At 62.1% G+C, this 12,080-nt stretch carries 12 protein-coding genes; 7 read left to right on the plus strand and 5 right to left on the minus strand.

Annotation, left to right across the window (positions count from 1 at the left end; genetic code table 11):
* Window positions 1-78: 78 nt before the first annotated feature.
* Together ABR989_RS09150 and thyX are read right to left on the minus strand one after the other, a co-directional pair.
* Complete coding sequence (locus ABR989_RS09150; protein ID WP_428127759.1) at window positions 79-486, minus strand: DUF309 domain-containing protein; 408 nt, start codon at window positions 484-486, stop codon at window positions 79-81.
* 14 nt (window positions 487-500) lie between these two features.
* Entirely contained in the window at window positions 501-1,310 is an 810-nt protein-coding gene (thyX, locus tag ABR989_RS09155) for an FAD-dependent thymidylate synthase (protein WP_428127761.1), read from the minus strand.
* 182 nt (window positions 1,311-1,492) lie between these two features.
* On the opposite strand from thyX, the gene ABR989_RS09160 reads away from it, so the two are divergent.
* The 4 genes from ABR989_RS09160 (at window position 1,493) to ABR989_RS09175 (ending at window position 5,077) form a co-directional block, all read left to right on the plus strand.
* Window positions 1,493-2,569 (plus strand): quinone-dependent dihydroorotate dehydrogenase, encoded by a 1,077-nt coding sequence (locus ABR989_RS09160; protein WP_428127762.1) that lies wholly within the window; start codon window positions 1,493-1,495, stop codon window positions 2,567-2,569.
* Window positions 2,570-2,591: 22 nt separating this feature from the next.
* Window positions 2,592-3,431, plus strand: a complete 840-nt coding sequence (locus ABR989_RS09165) for a sulfurtransferase (protein ID WP_428127763.1) — start codon at window positions 2,592-2,594, stop codon at window positions 3,429-3,431.
* The gene (locus ABR989_RS09170) at window positions 3,415-3,591 is read left to right on the plus strand and encodes a pyroglutamyl-peptidase I family protein (protein ID WP_428127958.1); all 177 of its coding nucleotides are present in this window, start codon (window positions 3,415-3,417) and stop codon (window positions 3,589-3,591) included. The genes ABR989_RS09165 and ABR989_RS09170 overlap by 17 nt, the downstream gene beginning before the upstream one ends.
* 256 nt (window positions 3,592-3,847) lie before the next feature.
* The gene (locus ABR989_RS09175; protein WP_428127765.1) at window positions 3,848-5,077 is read left to right on the plus strand and encodes a lactonase family protein; all 1,230 of its coding nucleotides are present in this window, start codon (window positions 3,848-3,850) and stop codon (window positions 5,075-5,077) included.
* 31 nt (window positions 5,078-5,108) lie between these two features.
* Here ABR989_RS09175 and ABR989_RS09180 read toward each other — a convergent pair whose 3' ends face one another.
* The 3 genes from ABR989_RS09180 to ABR989_RS09190 form a co-directional block, all read right to left on the minus strand.
* Window positions 5,109-6,290, minus strand: a complete 1,182-nt coding sequence (locus ABR989_RS09180) for an ATP-binding response regulator (protein WP_428127766.1) — start codon at window positions 6,288-6,290, stop codon at window positions 5,109-5,111.
* 42 nt (window positions 6,291-6,332) lie between these two features.
* Complete coding sequence (locus ABR989_RS09185; protein ID WP_428127768.1) at window positions 6,333-6,749, minus strand: Zn-ribbon domain-containing OB-fold protein; 417 nt, start codon at window positions 6,747-6,749, stop codon at window positions 6,333-6,335.
* Between the two features lie 98 nt (window positions 6,750-6,847).
* Window positions 6,848-8,017, minus strand: coding sequence for a thiolase family protein (locus ABR989_RS09190; RefSeq protein ID WP_428127770.1), 1,170 nt, complete (start codon window positions 8,015-8,017; stop codon window positions 6,848-6,850).
* A gap of 217 nt (window positions 8,018-8,234) precedes the next feature.
* Between ABR989_RS09190 and ABR989_RS09195 the strand changes: the two genes are divergently transcribed.
* The 3 genes from ABR989_RS09195 (at window position 8,235) to ABR989_RS09205 (ending at window position 12,079) form a co-directional block, all read left to right on the plus strand.
* Window positions 8,235-9,530 carry a vWA domain-containing protein gene (locus ABR989_RS09195; RefSeq protein ID WP_428127772.1) on the plus strand — a complete coding sequence of 432 codons (1,296 nt, stop codon included), beginning with the start codon at window positions 8,235-8,237 and terminating at the stop codon, window positions 9,528-9,530.
* Between the two features lie 94 nt (window positions 9,531-9,624).
* Window positions 9,625-10,275 carry an FHA domain-containing protein gene (locus ABR989_RS09200; protein WP_428127773.1) on the plus strand — a complete coding sequence of 217 codons (651 nt, stop codon included), beginning with the start codon at window positions 9,625-9,627 and terminating at the stop codon, window positions 10,273-10,275.
* A 73-nt stretch (window positions 10,276-10,348) separates the two neighbouring features.
* Window positions 10,349-12,079: a protein kinase domain-containing protein gene (locus ABR989_RS09205; protein ID WP_428127775.1), complete on the plus strand. Its 1,731-nt coding sequence runs from the start codon at window positions 10,349-10,351 to the stop codon at window positions 12,077-12,079.
* Window position 12,080: the final 1 nt, after the last annotated feature.

Genomic DNA, 12,080 nt, shown 5'->3' on the forward strand with positions numbered 1-12,080 from the left:
TCGACTCCGCGTCCGCTCCGCCTCGGGGCGCCTACGACGCTGCGCTCGGAAGCGCCCACTTCGTGTCTTCGCCTGCCTTCAGCGGCGATTGATCTTCGGGGCGCGGCGGCGCTCCAGAAAAATCCGCGCGCGATGCTTGAGGCCGTCGCGCTCGTCGCGCGGAGTCGCACGCACCTCTTCGGTGTAGGCCGCCAGCTCCACGCACAGCCGCTCGACGTCAACTCCGCCGCGCGCGGGCTTCATGTCGTCGAGCGCGAGCATCGCCTGCGACATCAAATTGATCGACGCCTGCCGTCCGCCGCGTTCGAAGCGCAGATGGAGCGCCGCGGCGATCTGATTGAAAGCGACGATGAGCGCCTGCAGATCGTTGTCGTTGCCGGCCGCGTGCGACGCCGTCTCGAACATCTCGGCCGCCTCGAAATACGCACCCCGATTGAATGCCGCGATCGCATCGCCTAACGATGCCGGTGGGGAATAGTCACTCACTGGAACCTGGAAAACTACAACTGCTCTTTTTCCTCGACCGCGCGATACTCGGCCTCGCCCAGCGCCTGCGCCTTGCGCGAGCCGTAACGCTCGTAAAGATCGAACAGGCTCGATTTATGCGGCCGCACCTTGCCCAGCGGGCACTTCTGCCATTCGTCGAGCGACTCGTCGCAATAGCCCATGCGATTCTCGCCGCACTTGGGCTGCAGGAATACGCCGATTTCCGGCAGCACGCGCTTGATTTCTGCGCGCATCATCGCGACCATCCGGCGGATTTCCCACTGCGCGCGCACGCACAGGCGCAGATCGCAAATGTGCAGCATCTCGGCGAAATTTACCATCACGTGAAAATTCGTCGGCGCGGCGTTGGGCAGCACGAAGCGCGCATCCTCGGCTGGAATCCCGGCTTTCAGCGCCTTCGTGTAGAGTTCGGACGTCTTGGAAAGCAAATCGGAGAATTCACTCTCCAGCCCCGCGCGCGACCACGAATCCGGCAGCACGAAGGCGAGCTTGTCCCGCTTGAATTTCACATAGCGCTGACTCTGCTGCTCGAAGCTGATTCCGATCCGATGGCGGACGAACTGATGCGACAGCGAGCGCGAGACGTTCGCGATTCCGAACCAGAAAACGATTTGTTCCAGCGGAGAAGCGTGGCCGGTCTTCAGCCGCTCGATGATGAACTCGCGAATCTTCTGGTGGGTAATTTTCTCGGATTTGATCTTGTCCCAGACTTCGATTGGCGTGTCGGAGGAATAGCAGGTGCGAAACGCCGCGTAGAGTTTTTCGAGCGGCTGCTGGGCGTAGTCGATCAACTTGACTTGCATTTTTGCCTGATTTTCCACGCGATCCCCTTCCCTCAAATGGCCGGGCGCTTGACGCCACCACTCCTTTCTAATCTTATTCCACGTCGCGGTGCGACTGCATCAGGCGCTTTTGCTCTTAATCCACAACACGTTTCGATTGCGCTAGTCGCGCCAAACTGCGAGATTGCCTGTTTAAAGCCGCCATGTCCGCCGTTTCGATAATCGACGCCATCTATCGGCACTTCCTGAAGCGATACCTGTTTGCCCGCGATGCCGAGCGTGCGCATCGGATGACACTGCGGATGCTTGCGGCGTTGCCGGCTCTTCAGGCGCCGCGGGACAGGCCCGAGCTCGGAACCAAGCTGTGGGGAATCGATTTCCCAAACCCGATTGGGCTGGCGGCCGGGATGGACAAGGACGCCGTCGCGGTCCACGGGTGGGTGACGCTCGGATTCGGCTTTGCAGAGTTGGGAACGATTACGCCGCGCCCGCAGGCGGGAAATGAAATACCGCGGCTATGGCGCGTGCCCGCACGCCGCGCGCTTATCAACCGGCTCGGGTTTCCCAGCGAAGGGATGGAGGCGGTCGCACCGCGAATCGAGCGGATTCGCAAGGCCGGGATTTTGATTCCTCTCGCGCTCAACTTCGGGCCGAACAGCGACACGCCGCCCGAGGGGATTGCCGCTGACTACACTGCCCTGATGGAACGGCTCGGGCCGCTGGCCGATTTCATCGTTATCAACTTGAGCTCGCCGAATACGCCCGGGCTGCGCAACTGGCAATCGCCGAGGAAGATGAGCGAGCTTTTCGCGGCGATACGCGAGCATACCGGCAAGTTGCCACACCCGCCGCCCGTGCTGGTGAAAATCTCGCCCGACCTGGAACGCAATGAGCTGTTTCGAATTTGCGAAACCGCGCTCGCGCTGGGCGTGGACGGAATCGTCGCGGGCAACACTACCGTCGCTCGCGAGGCCGTCGGCGTCTCGTCGCCGCACCCGGGCGGACTCAGCGGCCGTCCGATCCTGATTCGCGCGCGCGAGGTGATCCGCGACATCTATACGCACACCAACGGGAAAATCCCGATCATCGGCGTCGGAGGAATCGCCCGCGCCGAGGATGCGTGGTTGCACATCCGCGCCGGCGCCTCGCTCGTCGAGCTTTACACCGCGCTCGTCTATGAGGGCCCCGGCCTGGTCATCAGAATGAAATCGGGACTGGCGGGCTTGCTCCGTCGGGGCGGATTTCGTTCTATTAGCGAAGCGGTCGGAATCGACAGATAGGTCCCTGTGTGGCGGAGGCGATTTGAACCAGGAAAAAACTGCCAGCGCCGAGGACAAAACAGAGTTGATCGTCGATGCGCGATGGCTGCGCGAGCATCGCGATGACACCAGTCTGATCCTTGTCGATACGCGACCCGTCAAGGATTTTCACGCCGGACATCTAAGCGGCGCGCGACACTTCGATCCTTTCCCGTTTCATCATACTGATACGTCCGAGCGCGGCATCGCGGAGTTCGGCGCGCAGCTCCAGTGGATATTTTCGGCGCTCGGAATCACCGGCCGCAAGACCGTCGTGTTTTACGAGAATGAATCCGGAATGCGCGCGGCGCGAGGCCAGTGGGCGCTCGAATACGCGGGACATCCAAAGGCCCGGATGCTCGACGGCGGACTCAAGGCGGCGGCCGGTGAAACGTTGACAACCAAGGTTGACAAGTTCGCCGCCACGGACTTCGGGCCGAGTCCGCGGGCGGAAATTCTCGCGACATATACCCATCTGCTTGACCGAATCGGGCGTCCCGACGTGCAAATCTTCGACGTTCGCAGCGATGAGGAATACTTCGGCGAACGCGTGCGTGCGAAACATGGCGGCGCGATTCCGGGCGCGTTCCATCAGGACTGGAGCGCCGCGCTCGCGGCCGATGGAACCGTGAAATCGCCCGCCGAGCTGCGCGCGCAGTTCGAAGCCATCGGCCTCGATCCCGCTGCCGAGGTAGTGACGTACTGCCAGGGCGGATACCGCGCCGCGCATGCCTACATCGCGCTCAAGATTGCGGGCTACACGAAGGTGAGAAATTATCTCGGGTCGTGGGCGGAATGGGGAAACCGCGACGACCTGCCGATAGAGCATCCGCGGCGCAAATAGCGGGACGCGGCGCAAGCCCGATCTCCCGGTGGGATTCATCCATCTGCCGTATGAGGCGCGCCAGGCCGGGCGGCATCGGAGCCTGCCCAGCATGGCGCTTGCGACGATGGAGAATGCGGTGCGCATCGCGATCGCCGCGACCGCGCGCTCGGCAAGGTGACTCGCGGCTGCGCGCTTACTTGATTGCGACCGCGTTGGGGGGGCGAGGCGATGCCGCCCTCCAGATTCATCGGCACCGACACGAGCATGAATTCGTAACGCTTGACGGCGGTGCGCTGCCTCGGGCGAGTCAAAAATCAGAAGGACAAGGATGGCGAGGTTTGCAGGGGCCGAAACCTTTCGATTCGATGCGGCGTATTATTTATGATAATTAACACGCGGTAAGATTTGGACCGGACCGCCGGGAAGGGGCTCGAATGGCGACAGAGCAAGGCATCGGACTATCGTTCTCCAGGCGAACTGCGCTCAAGAACGTCGTTCGGCTGATTCCCGCCGTTATGATTATCGCGGTGACGCTTAATGCGTTGTCATGCGGAGGCTCAGGACTGCTGTCGTCGGCCGGTTCCGGTTCCGGCTCTCCGACTGCCACTCCGACGACTGGTACGGGAACGTTTGCGTTCGTGACCAACTTCGGTGTCGGCGAGGTGTCGGCGTTCACCCGCGACACCACGACCGGCGTGCTCACGTCGAACGGGAAGCCGGTGTCTGCGGGCGCGCCTCGCGGGCCGCGAGGCGTGGTCGCGTCGCCCGACGGCAGCTATCTGTACGTCGCGAATATCAACGACGACAATATCTACGAGTACTCGATCAATTCTGACGGGACGCTGACGAAGCTGGCGTCCGGGAGCAACGGCACTGGGACCCAACCCGATGAACTTGCGATCAATTCCGACGGATCGTTGCTGTGGGTGACGGGCAAGGCAGGGACGATTAAGAGCTACCAGGTTAACACTTCGGGAGACCTTTCGGGACAGATCATTTTCCCGGCGACCAGCACGACCTCAGGCGGAGGATTGCAAACTCCCTTCGGTATCGCGGTGCATCCGACGCTGAATGTGCTGTACGTGTCGGATTCGGCGACTGGGAATGTCTACGCGTTCAATTATGACACCACCACGACACCACCCACCGGGGTGCTCTCGCAGAACTCTGCGCCGCAGCATAGTTTGGACACTACCGCGAATGCGGCTTTCGGGATCGCAATCGATTCGGGGGGCGATGCACTGTTCATCGCGGATCAGGGGAACGGCGACGTATCGTCGTTTTCGATCGCCCCGACGGGCGCGGCGGTTCCGGGCGCACTTACACCCTATGCCTACTTCCCGAACAGCAGCGCAACCGACGGGCCGGTGGGAATCGGAATCGGGGGAGGGTACCTGTTCACGGCCAACTCCAGCGGTGACTCGATCTCGTCGTTCATTGTCACCGACTTAACCCTGACCACGCCGCCGGCCCTGGTGACGGGCTACAGCGGGGCCACGGGGTTGGTGGTGGATCCGCTGAACATGTTCGTTTACACCACGAACTTTTCGAACAACACCGTCGGGCAGGCAATTATTGAAGGCAGCACGTGCACGATCCAGCTATGCGCGGGTAAGTCGATATCGACCGCCAGCGGTCCGTTTGGGATCACGCTCGCGCAGTGACGCGCCAGGGATCCCGGTTCCGAGGTAAAGATCAGGATTGTGGGATGGGCTTGGGGGCCGGCGCGGATTCGGCGGCGGCTTTGGCAGCTATCGCCGCGGCTTTTGCTTCCGCCTTCTCCTGAGCCGCCTTCTGGCGCAACTGCGTGAGCATCGCGCGCAACATGCCGGGATTGACCGGCTTCTTGAACAGCGCGCCCTCGAGACCGCGCAGGCGCGAGCGCTTCAGGATGTGATCCTTGTCGTAGTAGTAGGCGGTCATGAGGATTACCGGCAACTGCGGCATCTCTTCCTTGACCTTGAGATAGAAATCGTAGCCGTCCATCTCGGGCATCACGACGTCGGAGATAACCGCGTCGAGCTTGACGTTGCGCAGGATTCCAAAGGCGGCCGACGGACGCGTGGCGCAATGGACGATACATTTTTCGGCGCGCAGCAGGTCGGCGAGCGAATTGACGACGGCGCTATCGTCGTCGAGCACCAGCACCGACATCCCTCTCAAGGGAGATTGTTCGGTCAGATGCGGCGCGTCATCGGGGCGCGCCTGCACGTTTGCATCTTCGCGCGGGGCAAGATCGGCCATCCGCTTTCCGGCCAGGTAGTCGCGCGTCTCGTACTCGCCCTTGCGGGCCACCTCGTCGAGGCGGCGCACGATGGCCTGCACGCGCTCGATGGAATTTCGAATTGAGTTGAGGCGTTCGTTCTCGACAACTTTTTCGGGTTCGCTGAGCCGCGTCTCGAAGCGTTGCGAGAGCAGTTCGATATTGTTGGTGATCGATTCGAGCGGATTGTTGATCTCGTGGGCGAGGCTGACCGCGATTTCGCCGGCGGTTGCGAGTTGCTGCGCACGGCGCATGCGCCGGATGTCGCGGGCGAAGCCGATCGTTCCGACTTCGAGGCCCTCGGCGTTGTAGATGAGCGCGCCGGAGATCATGACCGGGATGAGTTCGCCGGCCTTGTTGCGGAACTCGGTCTCGAAGCCGGCGATTCGGCCCGTCTCGGTCGACTCGCGCAGCGCTTTCATCACGCGGCGCGCTTCTTCGATCGACGGATAGATGTGGGTGCAGTTCTGGCCGATGATCTCCTGCGAGCTGTAGCCGAGGCTGGTTCGCGCGCCGTCGTTGTAATAGGTGACAATGCCGCTTTTATCGACGGCAATTATGATGTCCGGCGAGCTCTCGATGAGACGCTGGAAATATTTTTGATCGAGCGGCAATGTCGTTAATCCTGATTCCTTGATGAATTCAGTCGAGCCGGATTATTTCGCGGCGCGGAGCCGGAATTTAGGCATCGATACTTCATCGCTGAGCTTTTCGAACGTCACCTCGACCGGCATCCCGCACTTGATGTCATGCGGCTCGACGCCGAGCAGGTTCGACACGAATTTGCATCCCTCCTCGAGCTCGACGACGACGACGGCGTAGGGAACCTTGCCGGCGAAGCCCGGGTGATAGACCTGATGCATGATATTGAAGCTGAAGATTTCACCGCGTCCGCTGACCGGGACCCATCGCGAGGCAGTCGAGTTGCACTTGGAGCAAAGATCCTCGGCGGGGAACCGGAGCTTCCCGCAACCGTCGCATTTTTGGACCATCAGGCGTCCGGCGCGCGCGCCGTCGAAAAACTCGCGCATCTCGGGGGTGATGGCGGGGATGGGTTTGCTGAATTCTGGCATCGCAATTCTACTTATCGGTTTAGACGAATTGGCGGCTGGAATGATTGAAACACGCTACATCACACCACAAGCAATGACAGCGCGCTCCGCGGCTATTCTTATGGCTGCGATCCCAATACGAGGGTGGAATGAGTAGCAAGGATACCGCCGTTGCCGGAAACAAGTCCAACGTCGTGTTTTGGCGCCTGGCGCCGCCCCCCATCACCACGTATCTGCACGATTGCCTCTGCGACCGGAGTCATCCCCCACATATAGAAGGAACTGAGCTGACCGCCGCCGGTATTGACGGGGAGCGAGCCGCCAGGACCGATAGCGCCGCCGGCAACGAACGGGCCGCTTTCGCCTTTTTTGCAAAAGCCGTAATCCTCGAGCGTGACGAGCACCGTAAAAGTATAGCAGTCGTAGAGTTCGCAGAAATTGACGTCGGCGACCTTGATTCCCGCCATCTTGAAGGCGGTATCCCTGGCGATCGGCGCGCCGGAGAGCAGCGTTTCGAGCGGATCGCGACCGGGATGACCCTGCCCCATCCCTAATATATAGACGGGCGGGCGCTTCAAATTCTTCGCGCGCTCGGCCGAGGTTACGATAACCGCCAGACCGCCGTTGGAAACCAGGCAGCAATCGTACAGATGGAACGGCTCAACCACCCATCGCGAGGCATGATAATCGGCCATCGACATGGGAGTGTCGTGAAACTGAGCGGCGGGATTCAGGTTGGCCCAATTGCGCTCGGACACCGCGACCGCGCCGAGATGATCGTTGGTGGTCCCGTAGCGATACATATGGCGCTGGGCGACGAAGGCATAATGGGCGTTGACGCCGAACAGGCCGTAGTGCGCGTCGAGACCCTGGGCGAAGCCGTAGAAAGCGGCCGAGCCGCCATCGCTGCCCTTGTTGGGCGAGGGCGGACGCAGGGGAGCGTCGGCGAATACGCACGCGACGACCTCGGCCATGCCGGCGTCAATAGCCTGCGCGGCATGCATGATCATCGCGGCGGCGGTCGCGCCGCCGAGGTTCATCGTCGCGGTCAGGCGCAAATCGCGCAGGCCCATCGCATGCTGGAGCGACGACGAAGCCATCGGATTGTTCAACCAGGTGATTCCGGGGTTGACGAGCAGGCCGTCGACGTCGGCGCGCTGGAGGCCGGCGTCGTCGAGGGCGAGATTGACGGCCTCGGCGGCGAAGCCGATCGGTCCGGGATGGTCGAAGTTTTTACCCATCCGGGTCTGGCCGAGCCCGGCGATAGCGCATTTAGCTCTTAAAGACATGGCGCCTACTCTTACGCTTTTTCGAGGGCGGCATCCAGCGCGCGGGGCGCGGGCCGTGCACCTGAGAACATTGTATCGGTATTAACCGGGCAACGTCCTAACAATTACGGCATCGCGGCCGAGGGGGGTTGGTTTATCAGCACCGGGTTCGTATTCTAATAGGTCGGTTGCGAAGGCTCGCAGCTTGAATCTACAATTAAACTCGGGAGATTGACGAATGGCCGATCCGCTTAGCTTCGAGGCGCTGGCGAGCAGCGAGCATGTGCTGTCCAGCGCGGAAAACTTTGTTCTCTACGTGCTGCTCGAGGCGGTGGCCCGGGGCGCGGGCGGCGGCGGGCGAGTACCGCTCAACCTTGGCGTGGTAATAGATCGCTCGGGCTCGATGTACGACGAGCGGCGGCTGGAATTCGTCGTCGAGGCGGTCAAGTTCCTGGCCGACAACCTGACCGCCGACGACAAGGTCTCGATAGTCGCGTTCGCCGACAAGGCGAAGGTGATCATCACGCCCGAGGCGGCGCGGGATCAGAGCGCGATCAAACGCGCGATCGACGATATCGATCTGCTCGAAATCGGCGGCGGCACGCAGATGGCGCTCGGGATGCGCGCGGCGATCGACGAGGTCAAGAAAAATCTGAGCGGCGATTGCCTCAATCGCGTGCTGGTGCTGACCGACGGCCAGACCTACGAAGAGACCGCATGCATCGATCTGGTCGAGAAAAACCGCGACCAGATTTCGTTCTCGACGATGGGTGTGGGCGTCGAGTTCAACGAGAAACTTTTGCAGCGCCTGTCGCAGGACTCCAACGGCAAATATCATTTCATCGGCGACCCGGCTGAGATTCCCGGTATCTTCGAAGACGAGCTGCAGGGACTGCGCTCGGTGAGTTTGCGCAACGGGCGAATCGAGGTGACGCTGTCGCAGGGCGTGCAGGTGCGCGAGGCTTTTCGCGCCTCGCCGGAGATTTACGTGCTCGGCACTCCGCTGGTCGGCGAGGATCGCAAAATCGGCTACGAGATAGGCGACTTGCAGGCGGGCGTGCCCGGTTCCGTGCTGCTGACGCTGGTGCTGCCGCCGCGCAAGCCGGGGCAGGTCAGAATTTTGCAGAGCACGTTCCATTACGAAGTGCCGGGCGGCGCCGAATCCACCGTCGCCTGCGATCTCGCCGTCGATTACACGCTCGATCGCACGCTAACCAGCAAGCGCAACGGCCGCGTGATGAACCTGGTGGACCAGGTTTCGATTGCGAAGCTGCAGGCGAAGGCCGAAGAGGAGTTGAAGGCGGGCAACGTCGATCGCGCGACTCGCCTGCTCGGCAACGCGCTGCAAGGCACGCAGCGGATGGGCAACGTCAAGGCGACGCAGGCGCTCGCGGGCTTGCTGGATCAGATCAAGAAGACCCAGACGCTGCAGACCAAGGCGGCCAAGACCACCCTGCTGCAAGCGCAGGCGGTGGTGCGCAAGACCCAGATGCTCGATCCGGAAGCGTTGAAGGATTTTCAGAAGTCCGATTAGTGTATCGAGTGAAAGTCAAGAAAGTGAAAAAGTGAATTTTTTTGGTGAACGGCACAGGACGGATACTTCGAACTCACCTGCGAGGGCTTAGACCATGATCAAATGCGGCGAATGCGGCTACGAAAACATGGACGGACTTGATTACTGTGACGGATGCGGCGCGAAGCTCGCCGCCGCCGCTGCGGCTGCTCCTGCTGCAGCTCCTGCCGCTGCGGCTCCTGAAGCAGCTCCCGCCGCAGCCCCTGCTGAAAGTAGCGACGCGAACGCGGCGCCTGCGGCCGCGGCCGGGGTGGAGGCTCCGACTGCCGAAGTGCCCAAGTCGGAAGCGCCCACCGGTGAGATCAAGCCGGAGGCCGCGCCCGAGAGCGCGTCGCCAGCTCCAACCGCGGCTGCCGCAGGCGCGCCGTTCAAGGCGAAGCTGTCGTTGGTTCGCGGTGGACGCAAGGGCCAGGAATTTCCGCTCGAAGAGGGCAACAACCTGGTGGGCAGATGGGATCCCGAGACGGGATCATTTCCGGAAGTGGATCTCGACGCCGACGATCCCGAAGCCAAGATCTCGCGCAAGCATGCGTTGATTCGAATCGACGGCGGCAAGATCACGATCGAGGACATCGGCAGTCTCAACGGCACCTACGTGAATCGTCAGCCGCGCCTCTCGCCGGGCAGTCCGGTCGAGCTCAAGTCGGGCGACGAGGTGATCATCGGGAAAACGTTCCTCAAGCTGGTGGTAGAAACGATATCTTGACCGCCATCCCCTCCAGTCGCGCCCGGACGTACGCCAAGTGCGCGGAAGTTGAAGAGGGTCATAGACAATCGCCATGAATGCGGGCGAGGCACTCACCGAGGGCCATCTTCTCGACGGTCGTTATCGCGTCAAGAAGGTGCTCGGCGTCGGCGGGATGGGACGCGTGTACCTGTCCAACGACACGCGCCTGGCGAACCGGCCGGTCGCGGTCAAGGAGATGGTCGTCGGCGACGGTATCCAGGAGAAAAAAGCGATCGAGGACTTCACGCGCGAGGCCAATGTGCTCGCGCGGCTGTCGCATCCGGGCATCCCAACGTTGATCGATCATTTCGCCGAGAACTCGCGCCATTACCTGGTGATGGAATTCGTCGCGGGCGGCGATTTGCAGCACGTGCTCGACAAGCTGGGGCCCAAGGGCAAAGTCGCCGAGGACAAGGTGCTGAGGTGGGCGCGCCAGATGCTCGACGTGCTCGATTTTCTGCACGGGCAGAAGCCGCCGATAATTTATCGCGATCTGAAGCCGGGCAATATCATGATCGACAAGGATGGCCGCGCGATGCTGATCGATTTCGGAATCGCGCGCTTCCTGCCACCGGGCGGACGCGGCACGCAAATCGGCTCGGTCGGCTACGCGCCGCCCGAGCAGTACATGGGCAAGGTCGAGCCGCGCTCGGATATCTACTCGCTGGCCGCCACGATGCATCATCTGCTGACTGGCCGCGATCCGCAGCTCGAGCCGCCGTTCAGCTTTCCGCCGCTGCGCGCGCTGGCGCCTGAAATTTCGGTCAAGACCGCAGACGCCGTGATGCGTGCGCTCGAGCAGGACATGACCAAGCGGCCCGCGTCGGCAAAGGAGATGCGGCGCGAGCTGCCCGAGCCGCTACCCGAGAGCCGGTCGGGGCGATTGGATGCCAGCGGGGGACCGGCGGGCGCGCCGAGCCCGAGTTCCCAGCTATCAACCGTTGTGCTGAACAATTCAGATTCGAATGCGCCGGCGTCGCCACCCGCGCGGGCGCCCGCGCGGTCGCGCTCGACACCGTGGAAGTCGGCGGTATCAAGGCCGGCTGCGCCGGCGTCCACGATGCCGACGATCGTGCTGAACGAGCCGGTCGGAGAAAATACCAAGATCGGCGCCGCCGCGGGCATCGGCACGGCGGCAAAGATCGTCGCGCCGCAAATCAGAAAAGCGATCGAACTCACCGGCAAGGCGCGCAGCCTGATCGAGCGGCGGCTCAAGGCGCGGCTGTCCGCGATGGCGCCGAGCGCTGCGCCGAGCCCGTCATCGACGGCCAAGACCAGAGAACTGAAACCGTCTGCGGCCGCGTCGTCGTACGCGCCGCGGAGAGAAGCGACGAGCGAATCGGAGCCGGCTGACACGAAATCGCGGACCGGGTCGCGCAATTATTCGCCGCCAATTTCGACCGGCCCAGGTTCCGGCGGATTGTTCGGAGACCATAATGCCAACGGCGCCGATGTATCCGCCGCGCCGGCGCGGCTGGTCTCGCGCAGCGAAGAAATCGAGTTCGGCATTTTTGGGATGCGCACTTTGATCGGGCGATCGCAGGACGCCGCCGACAAACTCGACATCGATCTGAAGAAGCTCGCGCACGGAGGGGATCGCGTCTCGCGGCGCCATGCCGAGATAGTCCTGCGCGGGGCAGACTACTTCATCCGCGATCTCGGCAGCCTTAACGGCACGTACATCGCGGGGCGCGGCCGGTTGGGGCGCGACCAGCTCTACAAGTTAAAAGATCGCGACCAGGTGGTGCTTGGTAGTGCTATACTGCAGTTTCGGAGGGGCTAGC

The sequence above is a fragment of the Binatus soli (SeqCode) genome (assembly GCF_050015535.1).
GTDB classification, from domain to species: Bacteria; Desulfobacterota; Binatia; order Binatales; family Binataceae; genus Binatus; species Binatus soli.